Annotated in this window: 20 protein-coding genes and 1 riboswitch; of the genes, 9 read left to right on the top strand and 11 right to left on the bottom strand. The window is 73.8% G+C overall.

The features are described 5' to 3' along the window. Position 1 precedes the first annotated feature (1 nt). Entirely contained in the window at positions 2–1108 is a 1107-nt protein-coding gene (locus ACFV4F_RS31575) for a PP2C family protein-serine/threonine phosphatase (RefSeq protein WP_380498127.1), read from the bottom strand. Between the two features lie 144 nt (positions 1109–1252). Between ACFV4F_RS31575 and ACFV4F_RS31570 the strand changes: the two genes are divergently transcribed. From ACFV4F_RS31570 to ACFV4F_RS31560, 3 genes are all read left to right on the top strand, one after another. Continuing rightward, entirely contained in the window at positions 1253–2209 is a 957-nt protein-coding gene (locus ACFV4F_RS31570; RefSeq protein WP_380507592.1) for an RluA family pseudouridine synthase, read from the top strand. A 113-nt stretch (positions 2210–2322) separates the two neighbouring features. Then, on the top strand, positions 2323–3144 hold the full coding sequence (locus ACFV4F_RS31565; protein ID WP_380507589.1) for an SDR family NAD(P)-dependent oxidoreductase: 822 nt from the start codon (positions 2323–2325) through the stop codon (positions 3142–3144). Then, positions 3141–4208, top strand: a complete 1068-nt coding sequence (locus tag ACFV4F_RS31560) for an S-adenosylmethionine:tRNA ribosyltransferase-isomerase (RefSeq protein ID WP_380507586.1) — start codon at positions 3141–3143, stop codon at positions 4206–4208. The genes ACFV4F_RS31565 and ACFV4F_RS31560 overlap by 4 nt, the downstream gene beginning before the upstream one ends. A 7-nt stretch (positions 4209–4215) precedes the next feature. Here ACFV4F_RS31560 and ACFV4F_RS31555 read toward each other — a convergent pair whose 3' ends face one another. The 3 genes from ACFV4F_RS31555 to ACFV4F_RS31545 all read right to left on the bottom strand — a co-directional run bounded on the left by ACFV4F_RS31555 (position 4216) and on the right by ACFV4F_RS31545 (position 11421). After that, positions 4216–4623, bottom strand: a complete 408-nt coding sequence (locus tag ACFV4F_RS31555; RefSeq protein ID WP_380438898.1) for a nuclear transport factor 2 family protein — start codon at positions 4621–4623, stop codon at positions 4216–4218. A gap of 132 nt (positions 4624–4755) precedes the next feature. Continuing rightward, complete coding sequence (locus ACFV4F_RS31550; RefSeq protein WP_380507583.1) at positions 4756–8439, bottom strand: SpoIIE family protein phosphatase; 3684 nt, start codon at positions 8437–8439, stop codon at positions 4756–4758. A 1521-nt stretch (positions 8440–9960) separates the two neighbouring features. Next, positions 9961–11421 (bottom strand): MFS transporter, encoded by a 1461-nt coding sequence (locus ACFV4F_RS31545; RefSeq protein WP_380507580.1) that lies wholly within the window; start codon positions 11419–11421, stop codon positions 9961–9963. Positions 11422–11548: 127 nt separating this feature from the next. On the opposite strand from ACFV4F_RS31545, the gene ACFV4F_RS31540 reads away from it, so the two are divergent. Further along, positions 11549–12082, top strand: coding sequence for a winged helix-turn-helix transcriptional regulator (locus ACFV4F_RS31540; protein WP_380507578.1), 534 nt, complete (start codon positions 11549–11551; stop codon positions 12080–12082). Positions 12083–12305: 223 nt separating this feature from the next. Here ACFV4F_RS31540 and ACFV4F_RS31535 read toward each other — a convergent pair whose 3' ends face one another. From ACFV4F_RS31535 to ACFV4F_RS31510, 6 genes are all read right to left on the bottom strand, one after another. Further along, positions 12306–13511, bottom strand: coding sequence for an alpha/beta hydrolase family protein (locus tag ACFV4F_RS31535; RefSeq protein WP_380498120.1), 1206 nt, complete (start codon positions 13509–13511; stop codon positions 12306–12308). A 149-nt stretch (positions 13512–13660) separates the two neighbouring features. Next, the gene (locus ACFV4F_RS31530) at positions 13661–14845 is read right to left on the bottom strand and encodes a thiolase family protein (RefSeq protein WP_380507575.1); all 1185 of its coding nucleotides are present in this window, start codon (positions 14843–14845) and stop codon (positions 13661–13663) included. 188 nt (positions 14846–15033) lie between these two features. Then, positions 15034–16086, bottom strand: a complete 1053-nt coding sequence (locus tag ACFV4F_RS31525) for a serine hydrolase domain-containing protein (RefSeq protein WP_380507572.1) — start codon at positions 16084–16086, stop codon at positions 15034–15036. A gap of 182 nt (positions 16087–16268) precedes the next feature. Beyond that, positions 16269–17144: a glycoside hydrolase family 19 protein gene (locus ACFV4F_RS31520; protein ID WP_380507612.1), complete on the bottom strand. Its 876-nt coding sequence runs from the start codon at positions 17142–17144 to the stop codon at positions 16269–16271. Positions 17145–17302: 158 nt separating this feature from the next. Continuing rightward, a complete protein-coding gene (locus ACFV4F_RS31515; protein ID WP_380507569.1) occupies positions 17303–17716 on the bottom strand; it encodes an HIT family protein in 414 nt (137 codons plus the stop codon). A 173-nt stretch (positions 17717–17889) separates the two neighbouring features. Next, on the bottom strand, positions 17890–18585 hold the full coding sequence (locus ACFV4F_RS31510) for an MSMEG_1061 family FMN-dependent PPOX-type flavoprotein (RefSeq protein ID WP_380507566.1): 696 nt from the start codon (positions 18583–18585) through the stop codon (positions 17890–17892). 128 nt (positions 18586–18713) lie between these two features. On the opposite strand from ACFV4F_RS31510, the gene ACFV4F_RS31505 reads away from it, so the two are divergent. Beyond that, the gene (locus tag ACFV4F_RS31505; protein WP_380438915.1) at positions 18714–19028 is read left to right on the top strand and encodes an antibiotic biosynthesis monooxygenase family protein; all 315 of its coding nucleotides are present in this window, start codon (positions 18714–18716) and stop codon (positions 19026–19028) included. A gap of 97 nt (positions 19029–19125) precedes the next feature. On the opposite strand, the gene ACFV4F_RS31500 is transcribed toward ACFV4F_RS31505, so the two are convergent. Then, positions 19126–19371 carry an SCO4226 family nickel-binding protein gene (locus ACFV4F_RS31500; RefSeq protein WP_380438917.1) on the bottom strand — a complete coding sequence of 82 codons (246 nt, stop codon included), beginning with the start codon at positions 19369–19371 and terminating at the stop codon, positions 19126–19128. Positions 19372–19627: 256 nt separating this feature from the next. Beyond that, positions 19628–19755, top strand: a riboswitch (FMN riboswitch). A 210-nt stretch (positions 19756–19965) separates the two neighbouring features. Here ACFV4F_RS31500 and ACFV4F_RS31495 point away from each other — a divergent pair. The 4 genes from ACFV4F_RS31495 (at position 19966) to ribH (ending at position 23165) form a co-directional block, all read left to right on the top strand. Then, positions 19966–20706, top strand: a complete 741-nt coding sequence (locus tag ACFV4F_RS31495; protein ID WP_380507563.1) for a riboflavin synthase — start codon at positions 19966–19968, stop codon at positions 20704–20706. A gap of 56 nt (positions 20707–20762) precedes the next feature. Continuing rightward, positions 20763–21350: a nicotinamide mononucleotide transporter family protein gene (locus tag ACFV4F_RS31490; protein WP_359963820.1), complete on the top strand. Its 588-nt coding sequence runs from the start codon at positions 20763–20765 to the stop codon at positions 21348–21350. Further along, positions 21347–22630, top strand: coding sequence for a bifunctional 3,4-dihydroxy-2-butanone-4-phosphate synthase/GTP cyclohydrolase II (locus ACFV4F_RS31485; protein ID WP_380507561.1), 1284 nt, complete (start codon positions 21347–21349; stop codon positions 22628–22630). Before ACFV4F_RS31490 ends, ACFV4F_RS31485 begins: the two co-directional genes overlap by 4 nt. 61 nt (positions 22631–22691) lie before the next feature. Next, on the top strand, positions 22692–23165 hold the full coding sequence (gene ribH / locus ACFV4F_RS31480; RefSeq protein ID WP_380438923.1) for a 6,7-dimethyl-8-ribityllumazine synthase: 474 nt from the start codon (positions 22692–22694) through the stop codon (positions 23163–23165). The last annotated feature ends 151 nt before the right edge of the window (positions 23166–23316 follow it).

Raw genomic sequence — 23316 nt, 5'->3', positions numbered from 1 at the left:
GTCAGCGCTCCGCGCGCTGCTCCCAGCGGATCGCGAGCAGCGCCGCGTCGTCCGCGAGCCCGGCCGGGCCGACCCAGTCGTCGACGTCCGCCAGCACGCCGTCCAGCAGGTCCGCCGGCTGCCCCGCGTGCAGGCCGGGCAGCCGCTGCGCCAGCGGGTAGAACACCCCGTCGGCGTTCCGGGCCTCCGAGACCCCGTCGGTGTACAGGAGCAGCAGATCGCCCGGCCGCGCCTCGAAGCGCCCCACCGGGTAGCGGCCGCCGGTCAGCCCGAGCAGTCCCAGCGGCGGCGCCGCCTCCTCCGGCTCCAGCTCGCCCACCACGCCCGCGCGGCGCAGCAGGGGGTGCGGATGGCCGCAGTTCACGACCGTCACCGGCTCCCGGCCCGGCGGCACGCTCAGCAGCAGCGCGGTCGCGAACCGCCCGTCGCCCGGTCTCGCGGCGAGCGCCGCGTCCAGGCGCTCCGCGAGCCGCCCGAGGTCGGGCTCGGTCCGCGCGCCCTCCCGGAACACCCCCAGCACGTCCGCCGCCGTCTCCACCGAAGGCAGCCCGTGGCCCTGGACGTCCCCGAGCAGGATCCGCACCCCGAACCGGGTGTCGAGGACGGCGTACAGGTCCCCGCCGATCCGGGCCTCGGCCGCCGCCGCCACGTACCGCACGGCCAGCCGCAGCCGGCCGATCCGCTCCGGCGGCGGCCGCAGCAGCGCCCGCTGCGCCGCCTCGGCCACCGTGCGGACCTGGAACAGTTCCCGCTCGCGCGCCGCCACGAGCAGCACGTTGGCGGCGCTGGCCAGGGTCGCGGCGAGGACGGTCACCAGCACGCTGACCCGGACGGCGGTCGGCAGCTGCTCGTTGGCGCTCTCCAGCGTGCCCACGGCCAGCAGCGCCGCCGCACCGACCAGGAGCGGCACCCGCGCCTTCCTGGTGGTGGCCCCGGCCAGCACCGGGGCGACCGCGAGCAGCGGCGAGAGCGTCGTGCCGGGCCCGCTCACCAGGTCGGCCACGACGGCCCCGGCGAGCAGCAGGAACGCGCCGTACAGCAACCCCCGCGTCCGCCGGGGCAAGTGCAACGGCGGCAAGTCCCCCGGCTCGTCCTCCTCCTCGATCACCCCTCCACTGTCCCCGCGCCCCCGACACCCGGCACCCAGGGCGTGTCTTTCGGAGCAGGCCGGGTGCCACCCACGCGGTCAGGGACTCCGGCCGCGCCCCCGTCGGCCGGGCCGTCAGCCGCCCGGCTAGGCTGGGTGACCGAGATGAGACGCAAGAGCCGCCGCCCGGCCTCCCCCCTTCCGCAGCGCAACGGTGTGGACCCCGTGCACCTGCGACTGCCGATCGAGGGGCCCTGGGAGACCGTCCGGGCGTACCTCGTCGAGCGGCTGGCCGCCGTCGGCACGGCGCGCGTCGACGCCGCGCTGCACGGGCGGGAGATCGTGGGCGAGGACGGGCCGGTCGCGCCGGACGACCCGTTCCGGCCCGGCGGGCACCTGTGGTTCTACCGGGACCTCCCCGACGAGGTTCGGGTGCCGTTCGAGCTCGCCGTCGTGCACCGCGACGAACACCTGGTCGTCGTCGACAAGCCGCACTTCCTGGCCACCACCCCGCGCGGCAAGCACGTCGTCGAGACGGCGCTGTCGCGGCTGCGGCACGGCCTCGACCTGCCCGCGCTCAGCCCCGCACACCGGCTCGACCGCCTCACCGCCGGGCTCGCCCTGTTCGTCGTGCGGCCCGAGGAGCGCGGCGCGTACCAGACGCTCTTCCGCGACCGGCTGGTCCGCAAGGAGTACGAGGCCGTCGCGCCCTTCGACCCCGGGCTGAGCCTGCCGCGGACCGTCCGCAGCCACATCGTGAAGGAGCGCGGGGTGATCGCGGCCCGGGAGGTCGACGCCCCGCCGAACAGCGAGAGCCGGATCGACCTGCTGGAGCGGCGCGACGGCCTCGGCCGCTACCGGCTCCGGCCGCTCAGCGGGCGCACGCACCAGCTGCGGCTGCACATGTCCGGCCTGGGCGTGCCGATCCTGGGCGACCCGGTGTACCCGGTGGTGCTGCCCGAGCCGGCCGCGGACGACTTCCGCCGGCCGCTCCAACTGCTCGCCTCCGTCGTCGAGTTCACCGATCCCGTGACCGGCCGCGAGCACCGCTTCGAGAGCCGTCGCGCCCTGTCCGCCTGGACCGACCCGGAGGGCTGGGCGGCCGGGGCCGGGGGCTCCTGACCGTCGGACCCCGGCGCCCTACGTCGGACCCGGCGCCCTAGGACCAACGGACGACCGGGTCCCGGTCCCGGTGGCCGATCCGGCACCCGGACGCTCGGAGCGATCGTGGGGGCATGAACGCAGCACAGCACACCGCCCCCGCCACCCCCGCCACCCCCACCACCCCCACCCGCGTCGCCGTCGTCACCGGGGCCTCCCGAGGACTCGGCCTGGCCCTCGCCGAGGCGCTCGCCGCCGACGGGTGGCAGCTGGTGATCACCGCCCGGGGCGCCGCCGGGCTCGCCGCCGCCGAGGCCCGGCTGGGCGCCGTCACCAGGGTCGTCGCGCTGCCCGGCTCGATCGTGGACGACGACCACCGCGCCCGCCTCGCCGAGGCCGCCGCCGGGCTCGGCGGCGCGAGCCTCCTGATCAACAACGCCGGGACCCTCAACGGCACGGACGACGCGCGCGCCGAACCGCTGCCCAGGATCGCAGACGCGCCGCTGCCCGAACTCCTGGAGACGTTCGAGGTCAACGCCCTCGCCCCGATCGCGCTCACCCAGCTCGTCCTGCCGCAGCTGCGCGCCCACGGCGGCGCGGTGCTGAACATCAGCTCCGACGCGGCCGTCGTGCCGTACGTCGGCTGGGGCGGCTACGGCGCGAGCAAGGCGGCGCTCGACCTCGCCACCGCCGTACTCGCCAGGGAGGAGCCGGAGTTGCGGGTCTGGGCGGTCGATCCGGGCAGCATGCGGACCGAGATGCTCCAGGCGGCGAGCCCCGGCGAGGACATCTCCGGCGAGCCGCTGCCGGAGGAGGTCGCCCCCGCCCTGCTCGGCCTGCTCAGGGACGGCGCGCCGTCCGGCCGGTACCGGGCGGAGGACCTCGCAGCGGACCGCACGGGGGACCGCACGGCGGACCGTGCGGCGGATCTCGCAGCGGTCCGAGGTGGGCGATGACCGTCCTCACGGAGCTCGGCCCCGACTTCACCGTCCCGCCCGAACTCTCCGCCCCCGCACCGGCGGAGGCCCGCGGCCGGGCGCGCGACGGCGTCCGGATGCTGGTCGGACGGCGCGAGCGCGACACCGTGGAGCACCACCGCTTCACCGACCTGCCCGACGTGCTGCGCCCCGGCGACCTGCTGGTGGTCAACAACTCCGCAACGATCCCGGCGGCCCTGCCCGGACGGCTGCCCGACGGAACGCCGGTCGCACTGCACCTGTCCTCGGCCCAGCCGGACCAACGCGGAGCGTTCCTGGTGGAGTTGCGCCGCGTCGTGCCCGGGAGGGCGGCGGAGTACTACCCGCCCGAGGACAGCCCGGCCCGCCCGGGCCTGCGGATCGGCCTGCCGGCCGGCGGTGCCGCCGAGTTGACCACCCCGTTCACCGCCCGCCTCTGGTACGCCGAACTCGACCTCCCCGCAGCGCTGTTGCCGTACCTGTCACTCCACGGCCGGGCGATCCGGTACGGCTACGTGGACCGCGACTGGCCGATGGAGGCCTACCAGACGGCGTTCGCCACCATCCCCGGCAGCAGTGAAATGCCCAGTGCCGCACGCCCGTTCACGACGGAGGTGGTCGCCCGCCTGGCCGGCCGCGGCGTGCTGCTCGCGCCGATCACCCTGCACACCGGCGTCGCGTCCCCGGAGGCGCACGAGGCGCCGTACGCGGAGCGGTTCCACGTCCCGGCGGCGACCGCCCGACTGGTGGGCCACGTCCGGGCGGGCGGCGGCCGGGTGATCGCCGTCGGCACCACCGCGGTGCGGGCGCTGGAGTCCGCCGCCGACCCGGACGGGACGGTCCACGAGGCCGACGGCTGGACGGAGTTGGTCATCACCCCCGAGCGCGGCGTCCGGGCGGTCGACGGTCTCCTGACCGGCTGGCACGAGCCGCGGGCCTCCCACCTCCAGCTCCTGGCCGCCGTCGCCGGCCTTCCGCTCCTCGCCCGCTGCTACCGCGAGGCCGTCCGGAGCCGGTGCCTCTGGCACGAGTTCGGCGACGTCAACCTGCTCCTGCCGGCCTGACGGCGCGTCAGGCGAAGAGCGTCCGCGCGACGTGGTCGGTGTCGAGGTACTCACGGACGGCGGTGATCAGCCCGTTCTCGACGGTGAACACGGCCGCGCAGTGGTTCTCGTACGCGCTGCCGTTCGCGGCCGTCCCCTTGGAAGTCCACTCGGCGAGGGCCTTCGGGCCGTCCGCGAGAACCTGGGTGAGCGTCACCTCCAGCGGGGTGTCGGGGGCGAACAGGGCGCGCGCGCCGACGAGGAACTCGCTGAAGATGGCTTCCTTGCCGCGCCACACCCGCGACAGGGGGAGGGTGCCCGGGTACTCCCAGGTGGCGTCGTCGGCGAAGCAGGCGACGGCGGTGTCGAGGTCACCCCCGGCGATCGCGGTGACGTAGGCGGTGACGACGGTGCGGGCGTCGAGCTGCTGGTTCACGGTGGCTCCTCTGGTGTCCTCCGGTGGGGCTGTCCCGCCGTGCCACCAGACAACCGCGCAGGCACCGCACCGGGCCAACAACCGCAGTGCGGGGCCGACAATCGACCGTTGTCGTCGCAGGCCACGCGTGGTTCAGGAGGTGCCCGTCGTGCCGGGCGGCAGCTCCAGCTCGAACCAGACCACCTTGCCGTCCCCGGTTCGCCGGCTGCCCCAGCGGTGGGCGAGCTCGTTGACGAGGTGCATGCCGCGCCCGCCCTCGTCCTCGGACCTGGCGGGCCGCATGCGCGGGGCCTCGCCCTCCTGGTCGGCGACCTCGACGGTGAGCATCCGGTTGCAGAACAGCCGTAGCTGGGTGGGGGATCCGGCGTGGACGAGGGCGTTGGTGATGAGTTCGCTGGTGAGCAGCTCGGCCCAGTCGGCGAGGGCGTCGAGCCCCCAGTCGGCGAGCGTCGTGCGGGTGAAGCGGCGGGAGTGCGCGACCATGGCGCGGTCGCCGCTGAGCGGCAGGGTCGCGATCCGGTCCGCGCCGACCGGGCGGACCTGGGCCATGATGACGGCGATGTCGTCCTCGGCGGTGCGGCCGGTGAGTTCGGCGAGGACGGCGTCGCAGGTCTGCTCCAGGGAGCGGCGCCGGTCGGCGATCGTGCGGCAGAGCAGTTGGATGCCCTCGTCGATGTCGCGGCCCCGGCGTTCGACGAGCCCGTCGGTGTAGAGCGCGAGGATGGCCTCCTCGGGGAGGGTGAACTCGACGCTCTCGAACGGGACTCCGCCGACGCCGAGCGGCGCGCCGGGCGGCAGCTCGATCGTCCGGGCGCGTCCGCCGGGCTCGGCGACGACCGGCGGCAAGTGTCCGGCGCAGGCGGCGGTGCAGTGGCGGTCGACGGGGTCGTAGACGACGCACACGCAGGTCGCGAACTGCCCGTCCCCGAGTGCGATGGTGGCCTCGTCGAGCCGGTGCAGGACGCGCGCCGGGTCGAGGTCGAGGGTGATCAACGTGCGGGCGACGGTGCGCAGTTGGCCCATGGTGGCGGCGGCCCGGATGCCGTGTCCCATGACGTCGCCGACGATCAGCGCGACCCGCCCGGAGGGCAGCGGAACGACGTCGAACCAGTCGCCGCCGACCTCGCTGACGACACTGCTCGGCAGGTAGCGGTAGGCGATGTCCAGGCCGAGCGTGCGGTGGATCTCCTGCGGCAGCAGGCTGCGCTGGAGGGTGAGCGCGGTGTCCCGCTCGCGCCGGTAGAGCCGTCCGTTGTCGATCGCGAGGGCGGTGCGGGCGGCGAGCTCCTCGGCCAGCGCCTGGTCGGCCGGCCCGAACGGCACCGGGTTGGCCATGCGGATGAACTCCGCCCCGCCGAGCACGAGTCCGCGCGCCACCAGCGGCACCATCAGGTACGAGTGCACCCCCGCCGCCAGCCCGGGCTCCACCCGGTCGGGCGAGGCGACGATCCGGCGCAGGTCGTCCTCGGTGACCTCGGAGACGAGGATCGACCGCCCGCTGCGCAGGCTCTCGGCGTACAGCGCGGCGGACTGCGACGTCTCGCCGACGGAGTCCGCCGCGCCGGTCATGGTGCCCGAGGGGCCGACCTCGCCGACCGCGACCGCCCGCATCAGCACCGAGCCGTCGGGCGGGACGGGCCCCGGCTCCTCGCCGCCGAGCACCGCGTCGCGCAGGTCGACGGTGACGAAGTCGGCGAAGCGCGGGATCACGACCTCCACCAACTCCCGTGCGGTGTTGTGCAGATCGAGCGTGGTGCCGATCCGGGTGCTGGCCTCGTTGAGCAGCGACAGCCGCTGCTGCGCGGCCCATGCCTCGTCGAGCGCGCGCTGGCGGGCCGCGGCGGCGTCGCGCTCGCGGGTGAACAGCAGCGCGTTGTCGATGGACACGGCCGCCCGCACCGCCAACTCCCCGGCCAGCGCCAGGTCGTCGTCCTCGTAGGGGCGCTCGACGAGGGTGCGGTAGAAGCCCGCGACGCCGACCGGAGTGCCGCGCGCGATCAGCGGGACCACCATGAACGAACGGACGTTCTGCTCGCGCACCGCGGCGGTGCGCACCGGGTCGTCGGCGAACCAGGCCAGCCCCTCGGCGTCCATCCGCGGCACCAGCACGGGCTTGCGGTTCGCCAGCGCCCACGCGTACGGCGAGCCGGGCCGGAAGCGCTGCACGCCACCGGTCCGGTCGATCGGGCGCAGGGTGGAGCCGTGCACGGAGTGGAAGGCCATCCGGCGCAGGAGCGCGGAGCCGTCCCCGGAGGGGCGGGCCTCACGCTCGCCGCGGACGAGGTCGTCCAGCACCTCGACGACCACCGTGTCGGCCAGCCTGGGCGTCGCCACCTCGGCCAACTCCTGCGCGGTGCGGTCGATTTCGAGCGTGGTGCCGATCCGGGCGGACGCCACGTTGACCAGCGCCAGCCGCTCCTGCGCGGCCTTCGCCTCCCGCAGCGCCTGCTGGCGGGCGAGGACGGTCTGGTGCTGGCGCAGGTACAGCCGGGCGTTGTCGATCGCGACGGCGGCGCGCGAGGCCAGCTCGTCACCGAGCGTGATGTCCGCCTCGGCGAAGGACTCCCGGGCGCCGCGCCGCGAGTACACGATCATGCCGAGCGTCGTGCCGCGCGCCACCAGCGGGGTGATCCGCACCGAGCGCGGCCGGTCGCCGAGCGCGGCCTGGCGGCGGCTCTCGGTGATGCCCTCGCTGAGCAGCGGCAGCTCCCAGGACGGCACGACGACCGTCCGCCCGGTGGCGAGCGCCCGCGCGTACGGGGAGTCGTGGGGGAGCTCGTACACCGCGTCGACGGGCAGGGCCTCCGCCGGGTACAGCGGATCGGTGGACGCGAGGGCCAGCCGGCGCACCAGCAGCGGGACGAGCCGGTCGGTCGGCTCGACGTTGCGCCCGGCGACCAGCGCCTCCAGGGCGAACACGCCGCTGATGTCGGCCACCCTCGGGACCATCGCGTCGGCCAGCTCGCGGGCGGTCTGCCGCAGGTCGAGCGTGGTGCCGATGGAGGCCGTCGCGTCGACGAGCAGGGCCAGCCGCTCCTGTGCGCGGGCGGCGCGGGCGTCGGCGTGGAACTGCTTGCTGATGTCGATGACCGTCGAACTGACCCCGAGCACCCGCCCGCCCGGCTCCTCCAGCCGGAAGTACGAGGCGGACCAGGCGTGGTCGTGCTGCGGATCGCCCGGAGTGCGGCCGTGCGAGCGCGTGTCCACGACCGGCGTGCCCGTCTCCAGCACCCGCCGCATCACCGCCTCCGCCTCGGCGCCGTTGATCCCGGGCAGCAGCTCGGTCAGCCGGTGGCCGACGTGCGCCCCGACAGACAGGCCGTTGACCCGGGCCAGCGCCTCGTTGAGGCGGACGAACCGCAGATCGGCGTCGAAGACGCCCATGCCGACCGGGGACTGCGTGAAGAACCCGTCCAGGACCGCCAGGTCCGCCTGGATCCGGCGCAGCGTCGTGACGTCCGAGGCGACGGCCAGCACCAGCGGGCGCCCGCCGGGGCCGGCGATGGGATGGGTGCGGAACTCCAGGTTCACGGGATGCCCGTCCCGGTGCCGCACGGGGAACACCCCGGACCACGGCCGCCCGTCCAGGATCTGCTGGAACAGCTCCAGCACGTCGGGCCGCTCCTCGTCCGAGGTCAGCAACTGCGCGGCCTTCGCACCGACCGCCTCGGCGGCGGTGTAACCGAGCAGTGCCTCGGCGTCGCTGCTCCAGTGCAGGATCCGCCCGTCGGCCTCGATCAGCGCCGTCGCGATCGGGACCATCAGCAGGGCGTCCTGCCGCGGCTCCCCCGTGCGCGGCTCGTTCTCGTTCACCATGGCCAGAGAACCGTCCGGAGATCGCTTCCACCAGCCCTGCCATCTTCGCACGCGGCCCCCGGAGCCCGCTCACCGTGACATCACCGCCCGGGGCGTACCCACCAGAACCCCGCCCACCGGACCGCGGCTCACCCAACGGCCCGGATCCCTCGAACCCGCGCCCGGTCGACCGGCGAGTGCGCACCATCCCGGTAGAGGTGCCCCACGCACCGGCGGCGCAGCGGACTGCCTGCCACCAGCAAGACCGGCGACACCAGCAGCGCGCCGATCATGACCCCGATCCGGCAAGCGAAGTCGGTAGGGCTCCCTGCTCTCACGGGTCGACTCTCCGACAGCCACGGGCAGTCGATGCGGCCGGCTTCTCACGCGGCCGGACAGGCCACGGGAAGTCGACCCGGCCGACTTCCTCCGCCGGCCCGCTGCCTCGGCTGGTATTGCCGGGGTCGTGGGAGGTCGTCGTGGTCGACTTTCTGTGTGGCGGGCTCGGTTGTGGCGTGTTGATTCCACTGGCTTCCTCCGCTGGCCCGCTGCCCCGGTTGGTATTGCCGGGGCCGTGGGAGGTCGTCCTGGCCGACTTCCTGTGTGGTGGGCCCGGTTGTGGCGTGTCGATTTCACCGGCTTGCTCCGCTGGCCCGCTGCCTCGGCTGGTATCGCTGGGGTCGTGGGAGGTCGTCCTGGCCGACTTCCTGTGTGGCGGGCCCGGTTGTGGCGTGTCGATTCCACCGGCTTCCCCTGGAGGCCCGCTGCCCCGGTCGGCATCGCCGGGGTCGCGAGAAGTCGTCGTGGCCGACTTCCTGCGCGGCCTGCTCGTGCACGGGATTTGATCTCGCGGACTTGCGCCCTGCGTTTCCATGACTCCGCGCACGCGAGAGGAGGTCGACGTGGCCGACTTGTTCTTCCGGCCCCCGACTGCCCTCACACACAGCGACGGAAAGTCGGCCGAATCGACTTTCTGCGCTGGCGGCCGCCCGCGTCTTTCGACGCCGGCTGGCCGTGGGGCGCAGGCTTGCCTGACGCTGAGACGCTGGAAGTCGGGCGGGTCGACTTTTCGGTCCGTTCCTCCCGGCTCGGTTGAGCGCTCTGGGTTGGGGTGGGGCACCAGGAGTCGGGTGGGCCGACTTTTGGTGCGGAGTGCGGGCCTCGTCGCTTGGGTGGATTCTGGCTCTGCTGGGGCAGGGGGCGCGCTGGAAGTCGGTTGGGCCGACTTTTGGCTCCGGGGTGGGGGCGTGGGTCGGTTTGGTTTTGTGGTCCGGGTTGGGCTCGTGGGGGGCGCCAGGGGTCGGGTGGGCCGACTTTTGGCGCGGGATGGGGCTTTGCCGTTTGGGTGGCTTTTGGCTCCGGGAAGGGGCGTCGGCCGGTTCGGTTTTGTGGTCTGTGTTGGGCAGGCGGAGGCGTGAGAAGTCGGGCGGGCCGACTTTTGGCGCGAGTGGGGGAGCCGCTTGGCCTGGGCGATTGGGTTGGTGGCGTTCTGCTGTGGTGGGGCAGCGCCAGAAGTCGGGTGGGGCGACTTTCTGTGGGCCCTCAACTGGTGGGGACTCGCTCCCGTGTCGGGGCCTTCGCCCCCTCCGCGGCTTCCGTCCTGCGGGATTCGGCAGTGCGGGAGGCCAGGGCCAGCAGGGCTCCGGCGAAGCACAGGGCGGCCGCTACGACGACGGCTCGGTCGGTGCCCGCCGCCAGGGCGCGGGCCGCTGCCTCGTGGCCGGGGGCGGTCGGGTGGGCGGAGGCGGCCACGGCCACCGTGACCGCCACGCCCAGGGCCGAACCCACGTACCGGGACGTGTTGTTGGCGCCGGATCCCATGGCCGCCCGGTGGGCCGGGACGCTGCTCACCGCGAGGCGGGCGAGGGCGGCGTTCAGCACGCCGCTGCCGATGCCCGCGACCGCGAGCCCGGGCGCCAGCCGTGCCCAGGTGGAGTCCGGGCCCGGCCCGTACAGGCCGGCCTCGCCGATGCCGCAGATCAGCAGCCCGACCGCGACCTGGGTGGTCGCCGCCAGGTGGGCCGCGAGCCGTCGGGCCTGGAGGGCGGCGAGGACCGAGAGGCCCGACCAGATGGCCAGCACCCCGCCGACCGCCAGCCCGGAGAGGCCGAGGACGCCCTGGAGCAGGGTGGGCAGGTAGCTCATGAAGCCGACCATCGACAGCCCGGTGAACATCGCCCCGCCGGTGGCCGCGATGAAGCCGGGGCTGCGGAACAGCGAGAGGTCCAGCATCGGCTCCCGGACCTTGGCTTCGACCAGGGCGAACAGTGCGAGCAGCAGCACCCCGGCCGCCAGCAGCACCAGTACTGCGGGCCGGCCCCAGCCGGTGCGGCCCTCGGCCAGTCCGGCGATCAGCAAGGTCGTTCCGGCGGCGAGGGTGAGGACGCCCCAGGGGTCGAGCGGGCGCGGCCGGTCGGCCCGCGACTCGGCGAGGACGGCCGAGGCGAGGGCCGCGAGCGCCGCGGACACGACGGCGAGCCCGCCGCCGACCGCCCGCCACCCGGCCCACTGCGCGACCAGCGCGCCGTAGACCGGGCCGATCGCGATGCCCAGGCCGACCGCCGCGCCCCACACGCCGAGCGCCCTGATCCGGGCCGGTCCGGGCGGGAACGCGTGGCTGATCAGCCCGAGCGCGGGCGCCAGGATCGCCGCCGAACCGGCGCCGAGCAGCACCCGGGCGGTGAGGTAGGCGGCGCCGCCGGGGGCGAGGGCGGCGAGCGCCTCGGAGGCGGCGAACAGCAGTACGCCGAAGGTGAAGACGCGCTTGCGCCCGTGGTCGTCGGCCGCGCTGCCGGCGGTGAGCAGCAGGGCCGAGATGCCGACGAGGGTGCCGGTGAGGATCCAGGTGCGGCCGCCGGCCCCGAGGTGGGCCGCCTCGGCGGTGGCGGCGAGCGAGGCGGTGGGGGCGGTGTAGGCGACGGTGACCAGCGCGGTGGCGACCGCGGCGGTGAACAGGGTGGCACCGGGCCGGACGGGCACGGGGCCGGTTGGTGCGGGGGACATCGGTGTTCCCTCCGGGAGCGGCGGTGGGTCCAGTGGGCCTGGTGAATGAACCTGCTTTCCGGGCGGCACGCTACCACCAAGAGTCTGTTGATTGAACCCACTGGGCGACTGGACTACGCTGACCGCCATGGCGCTCGGAACCGACTACGAACTGCAGGACTGCGCACTCGCCCGCGCCCTGGAGGTGGTCGGCGAGCGCTGGAGCCTCCTGATCGTGCGTGACGCCTTCTACGGCGTGCAGCGCTTCAACGACTTCCTCGTCCACCTCGGCATCCCGCGGGCCGTCCTCACCGCCCGCCTCAACACGCTCGTCGCCGCCGGCGTCCTGCGCAAGGAGCCGTACCAGTACGCGCCGCTGCGCCACGGCTACCTGCTCACCGAGGCCGGACTCGAACTGTGGGCGCCGCTCTACCTGTTGAGCCGCTGGGGCGGTCGGCACGCCACCCCGGACGGTCCGCGCCACCTCTTCGCGCACACCGCCTGCGGCACGGACCTCGACCGCACAGGCGCGTGTCCGCACTGCGGCCGGTTCGTCCCGCCCGCCGAAGTCGTGATCCGGCCCAACCCCGGCCGCGGCGGCGCCCCGCGCACCGACCCGGTCTCGCTCGCGCTGGCCGGCCCGCACCGGCTGCTCGAACCACTCGCCTCGGCCGCTCCCTAGCCCGCCCGGGCGTTCCCTGGCCCACCCGCCCGGTCGCCGCCTGCCCCGCCCGGCTGCCGTCTGGCCTGCCGGTCGCCGCCCACCCGCCCGGTCGCCGCCGGCCCTGCCCGGCTGCCGGCTGCCGTCTGGCCTGCCGGTCGCCGCCCGGCCCCGCCGGGGCGCGGGGACGCCGACGAGGCCGTCGGCACCGTGCCGACGGCCTCGCGACGCTCGCGGCCGGCGCCTACGAGTGGAAGCCGACCTCCGGGTTCTCCGCCGTCGGCCCGTCGAGGATCGGCTGGTCGACGCCCTTCAACTGCAGGTCGAAGAAGGCCGCGACGTACTCGCGCGTGAGCGAGAGCGCGCGCTGGGCGGGGATCGTCCGGCCGGTGTCGGGGAGGCCGAGTGCGTCGAGGAACAGCGGGAAGTCGGTGAACGAGGGGTGGTTGGTGCCCGCGACGGTCAGCCAGCGCTTCCAGCCGTCGAGGTTGGGCCAGCTCTGGCTCCAGCTGGTGTCCTCCTCGCCGTCCGGCAGGGGGTGGCCGATCATCATGAACGGCTTGCCGCCGATGCCGGAGGCGGGCACGGTGACGTCCATGCTGCCGTCCAGGTCCACGCCGGCCTGGATCCGGTCGTCGGTGAGCAGGGCCGGGACGGTCGCCGCACCGCCGGCGGAGTGGCCGGCCATGCCGATGCGGTCGGGGTCGATCATGCGCGAGTAACGCCAGGCGGGGTGGGGGTGGGCGGTCAGCTGGTCGAGGACGAAGGAGGCGTCCTTCGCGCGGCTGCGGTCCAGGCCCGCCCAGGCCTCCGGGGTCCTCAGTTGGCCGCACATGACGCAGGGGAGTGTCTGCCCGTCGGGGAAGGTCGTTCCGGTGTTCTCGTAGGTGTGGTCGATCAGCGCGACGACGTAGCCGCGGCTGGACAGGTCCTCGGCGAGGCTGGTCAGCGAGGTGCGCGGCATCGTGAAGCCGGGCGAGAGGAGGATCAGCGGGTACCGGCCGGGCGCGGGGCGCGCGTCGGACTCGGCCCAGGTCCGGGTGGCGGTGATCGCCTCGGTCGGGATGGTGTTGCCCGGCAGCTTCGCGTCCAGCAGCATCCGCGCGGCCTCGGGCGTCATGTACGGGGCCGGGCCGCCGGTGCCCGCCTTGGCGGGGTAGTACATCGACACCATCAGCTGGCGCGGACCCGCCGACGGCACCCACGGGTCGGGCCGGTCCTGGTCGACGAGGTGCAGGATCTCCCGCCCGACCGCGTGCGGCCCGGTCGGGCGCGGGAGTTCGACGTGGACGGCGGCCGGCGTGGTGGCCGGGGTGCCGGCGGTGCCGGGAGAGGTGGCCGCGGCGGCCGCGGGTGGGGAGGCGGCGAGTGCGGGTGCGGCGACGACGACGGACAGCGGCAGGGCGAGCAGCAGGGCCGCCGCCGCGGCAGTGCGACGAATTCCGGTCATGCGAGGACCGTATGTGCCGCGCAAGGGAATTGACGTCGCCTCAGCGGCGTAGGGGTTCCACCGGAGAGTACGACGGCCGTCGACATACGGCCCCTACGGGCACCCCTAGGGGTGCACCGGCCCCGCCGTCGGGCGACCGACTCCGGGCGTCAGGCGATCGACTCCAGGATCGTCGCGTTCGCCAGGCCGCCCGCCTCGCACATCGTCTGCAGCGCGTACCGCGCGCCGCGCCGGCGCATCTCGTGGACCAGGGTGGTCATCAGGCGGGTGCCGCTCGCGCCCAGCGGGTGGCCGAGGGCGATCGCGCCGCCGTTGACGTTGAGCCGGGCCGGGTCGGCGCCGGTCTCCCGGAGCCAGGTCAGGACGACGCTCGCGAAGGCCTCGTTCACCTCGAACAGGTCGATGTCGGCGAGCGAGAGCCCCGAGCGGCGCAGCACCTTGTCGGTGGCGGGCAGCACGCCGGTGAGCATCAGCAGCGGGTCCGAGCCGGTGACCGCGAAGGAGTGCAACCGGGCCAGCGGGCGCAGGCCGAGCCGGGCGGCGGTCTCGCTGCTGGTGATCAGGACGGCGGAGGCGCCGTCGTTGATCGGGCTGCTGTTGCCCGCCGTCACCGACCACGAGATCTGCGGGAAGCGCTCCGCGTAGCCCGGGTCCTCGAAGGCGGGGCGCAGCCCGGCGAGCACCTCGGGGGTGGTGCCCGGCCGCACCGACTCGTCCATGGTCACGAGCCCGTTCGGGGTGGGGACCGGTGCGAGTTCGGCCGTGAACAGGCCGTCCGCGTGGGCCCGTGCCGCCTTGGCGTGCGAGTCGGCGGCGAAGGCGTCCATCTCCTCGCGCGAGATCGACCACTTCGCGGCGATCAGCTCGGCGCTGACGCCCTGCGGGACCAGCCCGCCGGGGTAGCGGGCGGCGACGGACGCGCCGAACGGATCGGCGCCGGGCGGCACGTTGGACCACATCGGCACGCGGCTCATCGACTCGATCCCGCAGGCGACCACGATGTCGTAGGCGCCCGCGATCACGCCCTGCGCGGCGAAGTGCACCGCCTGCTGGGAGGAGCCGCACTGCCGGTCGACCGTGGTCGCCGGGACGGAGTCCGGGAACCCGGCCGCGAGCCACGCGTAGCGGGTGGTGTTCATCGCCTGCTCGGCGACCTGGTCGACGCAGCCGCCGATCACGTCGTCGACCAGGGCCGGATCGATGCCGCTGCGCCCGATCAGGGCCTGGAGCGTGTGCGCGAGCAACTCGACCGGGTGGACGCCGGCCAGCGAGCCTCCCGGCTTGCCCTTGCCGACGGGGGTGCGGACGGCTTCGACGATCACGGCGTCACGCATGACGGCCGCCCTTCTTGGGTGTTGGGGACCTGAGAGGGTAGTTGGAAAAGCAAACTCACTATAGATCTAGTGAGTTCGAGAATCCAACCCTCTCGGGCTCGTCGCCGCCTCGCCGCTTCCGCCTCTCCGCTTCCGTTCCCCTCCGGTTCCGTCCCTCCGCTTCTGCCGCTTCCGCCTCTCCGCGCCGGCTACACCGCCGCCCCGAACTCGTTCTGCAACCTGCGCAGTAGCGCCGTCCCCGCCGAATCGGCCGACCGCCCGCTGTTGACCAGGACCACCACCCCCACCTGCTTCTCCGGATCGAAGGCGACGAAGGACCGGAACCCGCCCGTGCCGCCGTTGTGCCAGATCTGGAGGTGACCGCCCTGCTGGGTGTGCAGGCGGTGGCCGAGCCACCCCAGGTGCATCCAGGCGAACGGGTTGACGCGGTGCCGCACCTCCCTGGTGAGCGAGACCGCGGGCGCCAGCGGCCCGTCCGGCTCGCGGCCGGCGGCCAGCTGGGCCCGCAGGAGTATCGAGAGGTCGGCGGCGGTCGAGCGGAGCGCCCCCATGCCTCCCAGGTCGGCGAGGTCCCAGTACGGCACCGGCCGTGCGGCCGCCGAGTGCCCCCGGGCGAGCCGGTCGGAATGCTCCTCGCCGGGCGTCACGACGGTGTCCCCGAGCCCGAGCGGCGCGCAGACCTCGCGGCGCACCAGCTCCTCGTACCCAACCCCGGCCCGCTCGGCCAGCGCGAGACCGAGCAGCCCGGCGCCGAGGTTGGAGTAGCGGAAGCTGCGCCCGGGCGCCGAGCGCAGCTTGGTGCGGCCGAGCCCGGCGAGGACGTGCTCCGCCGTGCAGTGCGCGTACGGATCGGACCGACGCGAGGTGAACAGACTGGCCACCAGGACGCCCCGGGGCAGGCGGGGGAGTCCCGAGGTATGCGTGGCGAGGTCCTTCAGGGTGATCTCCCGACCGCCCCGGACGGGGAGCGCGGTGCCGCCGGGGAGCAGCGCGACGACCGGCTCCTCCAGCGCGGTGGAGCCGTCGAGCACCATCCGGGCGAGCGCGAGCGAGGTGAACACCTTGGTGACGGAACCGATTTCGAACAGCGTGCGCGGTCCGGGCGCGCCGCCGCCCGGACCGGTGCGCCCGGCACCGTGGATCTCCACGGCGCCGCCGGCCAGCCCGGCGACCACCGCGCCGACGTGCTGGCCCGCGAGCCGGTCGGCCGTCCGCTGGACGAGGCAGGCGAGTTCGTTCATGACTGTGAGCCTAGGCCCGCCCACCTGCCGATTCGTCAGCCCTCATGGTGATCTGCGCCGCCTCCCCGTGCGTCCCCGGGAGTACGCCCCGCTGCGCTCGCCGAAGTACAGGCGAAGTACGGGCGGAATGCGGGGCGACGTACGGGCCGGGCGAAGTACGGGCGAAGTACGGGCGGGGCGCGTCAGCAGGTCAGGTTCGCCCCCGGATCCACGCCGAGGAGCTGCGCGAACCCCTGGTACAGGCTGACCCGGTGCTGCATCTGCGCCGGGTTGTTGCCGTTGCACTCCAGCGTGCCGTTGATGCTGCGGATCGTCTCGCCGAAGCCGGCGCCGTTGACCATCGCGTCGTGCGCGGTCATGGTGCCCGGCCCGTTCTGGGTGTTCCAGTACCAGAGGCCGGTCTTCCAGGCGACGGCCGGATCGGTCTCCACCAGGCCCGGACTGTCCAGCAGGTCGATCCCGAGCGAGTCCCCGGCGGCCTTGTAGTTGAAGTTCCAGCTGAGCTGGATCGGCCCGCGCCCGTAGTACGCGGCCTGCCCGGCCGGGCACCCGTAGGGCTGCGAAGCGTCGCAGTAGTGCGGGTAGTTGGCGGTGTTCTGCTCGACGACGTAGACCAGCCCGCCGGTCTCGTGGCTGACGTTGGCGAGGAACGCGGCGGCCTCCTGCCGGCGGACGGTGTCGCTGCCGGTGGTGGTGAAGCCGGGGTAGGCGGGGAGCGCGTCGAGGAGGCCCTGGTAGGTGTAGAAGGGGTTCCGGTTCGGGAACATCTGCTCGAACTGGGCCTGGCTGACCGGGAATCCGCCCGGACCGGGCTGGGTGGGGGTCGGTGTGGGCGACGGGTCGCCGGAGCCGCCGCAGGCGCCCTGGTCGGACCAGACGCCGGAACCGCCGGTACTGGGCGGCTCGTTCTGAGTCCACCACTTGGCGGTCCAGTTGTGCCCGCCGTACGAGACGGCGGCTCCGCCGGTGTACACGGCCGAGGAGCTCCACGGCGTGCCGCAGGTGGCGGCGCCGGCGCCGGCCGGGAAGAGCAGGAGGACGGCCAGCGCCGTCGTCATGGCGGAGAGCAGCGCGAATGCGCGTTTGACTGACACGTCATCACCCTCGTGCAGTGGGGGAGTTGTGGGGGTGATGACGACTGAACCGCTATGGTCTATACCTGTCAAGGGGTTTGGTCAAAGGCGCTTACGAAATCCGAAAGGGGCCCCGCCCCGCCCTACGGCGCCAGTGCCGCCCGCAGCCGCGCCGCGACCTCGGCCGCCGCAGCCTCGTCCGGGTACGTCCCGCGCGGCCAGAAGAAGCCGCGCAGCCCGTCCCTCGGATTGCGCGGCACGACGTGGACGTGGAGGTGCGGCACCGACTGGCTGATCCGGTTGTTCGCCGCGACGAAGCTCCCGGCCGCGCCCAGCCCGCGCTCCACGGCGGCGGCCACCCGCTGGACCCGCAGGAAGAACGGCCCCACGTCGGCGGCCGGCAGGTCGGCGAGGGTGCGGTGGTGGGTGCGCGGGATGACGAGGACGTGCCCGGGGAAGAGCGGTCGCCGGTCCAGGAAGGCCACCGCCGCCTCGTCGTCCAGCACCCGGTGCGCGGGCTCGGTGCCGGCGACGACCGCACAGAAGACGCAGTCCATCCGCCCATTCAAGCCGCCGCCCGCGGCCCGGGCACCTCCACCGCGCGAACGGACGCAGGCGGAGCGAACCGGCGCGAACCAACGTGAACTAACGTGAACCGGCGCGGACGGATGCGGACCGGCGCGGACGGATGCCGGCCGACGCGGACGGACAGGCCGGGCTCCGGCAGCCCCTACTCGTACCGGTACTGCAGCGCGTCCCGCTCGTCCTGCTCGATCATCTCGATGGTCAGCCCACCGTCCCGCAGGTGCGAGAGCGTGACCGCCGCCGAGCTCGGCTGTGCGTCCTTGGCGAGCCAGTTCTCCGGCTTCCACGCCGAACCGCGCAGGAACGACTTCGGGCAGTGCGCGTACACCTCCTCGACGCCCACGACGATCGCGCTGCGCGGCGGCTTGCCGACGGCCGTCAGCCGGCGCAGCAGCTCCGGGTCGGTGGACACGCAGGCCCGCCCGTTGACGCGCAGGGTGGTGTCCCGCCCGGGGACGACGAAGAGCAGCCCGACCCGGCCGTTCTCCAGGATGTTGTTCAGGGTGTCCAGGCGCTTGTTGCCGGTGGCGTCCGGTATGGCCAGCGTGTACTCGTCGAGCACCGAGACGAACCCGGCCGGCCCGCCGCGGGGCGAGACGTCGCAGCGGCCCTCGGCGTCGGAGCTGGCCACGAAGACCATCGACGAGCAGGCGATCAGCTGCCGCGCGACCTCGTGCAGCCGGTCCACCTGCTTCTGGCGCGCCCGTTGGCCGGGCTGTTCGTAGACCTCGCGCAGCTGCTCGGCGGTGCGCAGGGCGCCGGCGTCGAGCGCGGCGAAGAGGCCGTGCGGCCCGTCCTGCCCGGCGGTTGACGGAAGGGAAGTTTCCGATGTGCTGGTCATACCGGCGAATCTAGCCGGGCGGGTCAAGGCACCGGCCGGGGCGAATCCGAGTCCACCCCTCCCCACCAGCGCTTTTCCGCAGATTCCGCTGATAATGGGGCCAAGGACTTCCGCGGGAGGTGGTGGTCGTGATCGTCAGGATCTGGGCCGGGCAGGTCATGGCCGGGCGCGTCGAGGAATTCTGCACGCTGCTCACGACGAAGGTGATCCCGCAGCTCGGCAGCACCGACGGCTGCCTGGGCGGCGAGCTGCTGCGCTCGGTGACCGAGGACGGGCACCGGGTGCTCGTGGTCAGCCGGTGGCGCGACGAGGAGGCCCTGCGCGGGTACGCCGGGCCGATGTGGCGGATCCGGCCGGTCTGGTCCGAGGGGGAGCTGAGCTACCTCGCGCACCCGCCCGTGGTCAGCCACTTCATGCCGATCGCCGCACCCGCCAGGCTCTGAGGCCCGCCGGGCTCTGCGGCCTGCCAGGCTCTGAGGCCCGCCGGGCTCTGCGGCCTGCCAGGCTCTGGGGCCCGCCGGGCTTTGGCACTCGGCGGCTTCAGATCTGCAGCGGCACCGGGTGGATCTCGTCCGCCGGGTGGCCCGTACGCGTGTGGACGCGCTGCACGGCCTCCTTGGACGGCGCGTCGGAGAGGCAGTACACCGTGCCCGATTCGGGGTCGGCCCACGCCTGCTCGAACCGCACGCCCTCGTCGCCCTGGACCGCCAGGTCGGCGTCGTGGGCCGCCTTGAGCTGGTCGCCGGTGATCCCGGCCATCCCGTGGTGGACGTCCATGAACTTCATCGTTCTCGCCTCCACAGCTCCGGACCCCGGAGCTTCCTCACCTTCCGTGAACACCCCCACCATCACCAGCCTGCGCCCCGACCCCGCCGACCACCACCGCACGGCCGCGCGCCCACGGTCGCCCCGTGATCACGAGTGCCCCGCGACCACGAGCGCGCCGCGCATTCCCCGCCTGCGCGTGAAACAGCCCACAGCGAAAGCCTCTCGCTGGCCTTGCGCGCGCCGTGGCACAATGACCGCAACAGCAGTGACGTTCAGCGCACTCCGGGGTCGGTGAAAATCCGAACCGGCGGTTACAGTCCGCGACCCGTCCGCAGCCAGCGGGCGGTTGACCAGGTGAAATTCCTGGACCGACGGTTAAAGTCCGGATGGGAGGCGTGCGCGGGCGGACGAAGAGCAGTACCCGTGGCCCCCCGGTGGTCCGCGGGAAGGTGGACGGCGGGAGCGCACGCGCTTCCGTGCCGGGCGAGCGATCTCCCGGCTGCTGCGGTACCCCGGAGACGGGTGTGCCACCGGCTCCGTGCACCGGTGCCCGTCCGTGTCATCTCCCCTTGCCGCCCCGGAGTCCGCGCCCCAAGCGCGAGGAGAACCCGGGTGTTCACCGGCATCATCGAAGAGCTCGGCGAGGTCGTGTCGATCGAGGAGATCGGCGACTCCTCGCGAATCCGCCTGCGCGGCCCGGTGGTCTGTTCCGGTGCGCGTCACGGCGACTCGATCGCGGTCAACGGCGTGTGCCTGACGGTGGTCGACACCCCCGAGCAACTGGCGGCCGAAACCGGCGAGTTCAGTGCCGACGTGATGGCGGAGACGCTGCACCGCTCCAGCCTGGGCGAGCTCGCACCGGGCTCGCCGGTCAACCTGGAGCGCGCCATGGCGCTCGGCGACCGGCTCGGCGGCCACCTCGTCCAGGGGCACGTCGACGCGACCGGCAGGCTGCTGGCCCGCGAGCCCGGCGAGCGCGACGCGGCCGGTGAACTCCGCTGGGAGGTCCTGCGGTTCAGCCTCCCGGAGACCATCTCCCGCTACCTGGTGGAGAAGGGCTCGATCACCGTCGACGGCGTGAGCCTCACCGTGGTCGAGGCCGCCCGCGACAGCTTCACCGTCAGCCTGATCCCCGCCACCCTCGCGCTGACCACGCTCGGCGCGAAGACCGTCGGCGCGAGCGTCAACCTGGAGGTGGACGTGCTCGCCAAGTACGTGGAGCGGCTGCTGGAGTCCCGCACCCTGCCGAACCTCCCCAACCTCCCCAACCTGAACGGCCTGAACGGCCTGAACGGCCTGAACGGCCTGAACGACCTCGACACCGCGAACGAAACCACGGGGGAATCCAAGTGAGCTGGCTGAGCTCCGAAGCCTTCACCGTCCTCGGCGAGCACGTGAAGTGGGCCGACATGATCGGCAACGTGTTCGGCCTGACCGGACTCGCGCTCGGCTGGCGCCGCTCGGTGTGGAGCTGGCCGGTCCAGCTGCTCTCCGGCGCCGTGCTGATCGCCGCCTACCTGGGCGGCCACGTCCCGGGCCTGATCGGCAAGCAGCTGATCGTCATCGTCACCGCCGCCTGGGGCTGGGCCCAGTGGCAGCGTGGCCGCCGGGACACCGGCACGATCGCCGTGCGCTTCGCCACCTGGCCCGAGCGGGCGGCCCTGGTGGCCGGCACCGCCGCCGGGACGGTCGCGCTCGGGCTGCTGTTCAAGGCCTACCCGACGCTCTCCTGGAGCCCCTGGTCGGACGCCTACATCTTCGTCGGCACGCTGGCCGCGATGGTCGCCCAGGCGCGCGGCTGGCTGGAGTTCTGGTTCGCCTGGATCGCCGTCGACGTGGTCGGCGTCCCGCTCGCGTTCAACAGCGGCTACACCTTCTCCGGCCTCACCTACTCGATCTACTTCGTCCTGGTGCTGCTCGGCCTGCGCGCGTGGTGGCTGAGCACCCGTGAGCAGCGTCCCCAGTCCGCCACCGTCCCGCAGGGAGTCACCGCATGAGCCGCCAGAGCAGCTTGACGACCCGTCAGAACGACGGCGACGCCGACGAGTTCGTCCTCGACCCGGTCGAGCGGGCGATCGCCGACATCGCCCTCGGCCGCGCCGTGATCGTGGTCGACGACGAGGATCGTGAGAACGAGGGCGACATCGTCTTCGCCGCCTCCGCCGCGACGCCCGAGCTGATGGCCTTCACCATCCGCTACAGCTCCGGCGTGATCTGCGCCCCGATGACCGGCGACGAGCTCGACCGGCTCAAGCTGCCGCCGATGACGCAGGTCAACGAGGACCGCAAGGGCACCGCGTACGCCGTCTCGGTGGACGCCCGCGAAGGGGTCGACACCGGCATCTCCGCCGCCGACCGCGCCCGCACCGTCCGCCTGCTGTCCTCGGCCGGCACCGAGCCCGGCGACCTCACCCGCCCCGGCCACGTCTTCCCGCTGCGCGCGGTCGAGGGCGGCGTGCTGGTCCGCCCCGGCCACACCGAGGCCGCGGTCGACCTGGCCCGGCTCGCCGGGCTGGCGCCGGCCGGCGCGATCGCCGAGGTGGTCAACGACAACGGCACCATGGCCCGCCTGCCCGAACTGGTCGCCTTCGCCCGCGAGCACGGCCTCGCGATCATCTCCATCGAGGACCTGATCGCCTACCGCCGCCGCACCGAGCTGCACGTCGACCGTGCCGCGACCACCGCCCTGCCCACCGTCCACGGCGAGTTCACCGCCGTCGCCTACAAGGGCACCATCGACGGCGTCGAGCACATCGCCCTGGTCGCCGGCGGACTCGGCCCGGACGGGCGGCTGCCGGAGGGCGAGGACGTGTTGGTGCGCGTCCACTCCGAGTGCCTCACCGGCGACGTCTTCGGCTCGCTGCGCTGCGACTGCGGCCCGCAGCTGGAGGCCTCGCTGCGCCGGGTCGCCGAGTCCGGCCGCGGCGTCGTCCTCTACCTGCGCGGGCACGAGGGCCGGGGGATCGGCCTGGCCCACAAGCTGCGCGCCTACGAGCTCCAGGAGCAGGGGCGGGACACCGTCGACGCCAACCTCGACCTCGGTCTGCCGGCCGACGCCCGCGACTACAGCATCGGCGCCCAGATGCTCGTCGACCTCGGCGTGCGCTCGCTGACGCTGCTCACCAACAACCCCGAGAAGCTCACCGCGCTCACCGAGCACGGCCTCAAGGTCAAGGGGCGTGAATCGGTCGAGGTCGCGCCGGGCGAGCACAACCTGCGCTACCTGCGCACCAAGCGCGACCGGATGGGCCACGACCTGCCCGGCCTCAGCTCCTGACCGCCCCGAGCCCACCCGCACCAACCCACCCGCACGACGCACAGGACAGGAAGTAGCGAACATGAGCGGCCACGGAGCCCCCGAGCTGACCATCGACGGCGCCGCCGACCTCAAGGTCGCGGTCGTCGCCGCCCAGTGGCACGACCAGGTGATGAACGGCCTCCTGGACGGCGCCCACCGGGCGCTCAAGGAACTGGGCGTCACCGAGCCGACCGTGCTGCGCGTGCCCGGCACCTTCGAGCTGCCGGTGGCCGCCAAGCGCCTCGCCGACCGCGGCTACGACGCCGTGATCGCCCTCGGCGTCGTCATCCGCGGCGGCACCCCGCACTTCGACTACGTCTGCCAGGCGGCCACCGCCGGTCTCACCCAGGTCAGCGTGGACACCGGCGTCCCGGTCGGCTTCGGGGTGCTGACCTGCGACAACGACGAGCAGGCGCTCGACCGCGCGGGCCTGCCCGGCTCCGCCGAGGACAAGGGCCACGAGGCCGTCACGGCCGCCGTCGCCACCGCGGTGACGCTGCGCGACCTCGGCTGACGGCACGCGTCACCGAGCGCATCACCGATCGCGCCGCCACGCGCGTCACCGATCGCGCCGCCACGCGCGTCACCGATCGCATCACCACGCGCGCACGGTCCCGGGGGGGGGGGGGCGCGTAGGGGCTGGAGCGCGCGGGGGGGCGGTGGCA

This window comes from Kitasatospora sp. NPDC059722 (genome assembly GCF_042733235.1).
Taxonomy (GTDB): domain Bacteria; phylum Actinomycetota; class Actinomycetes; order Streptomycetales; family Streptomycetaceae; genus Kitasatospora.
The sequence above is the reverse complement of the archived record's forward strand: the minus strand, read 5'-3'. Positions and strand labels throughout refer to the sequence as shown.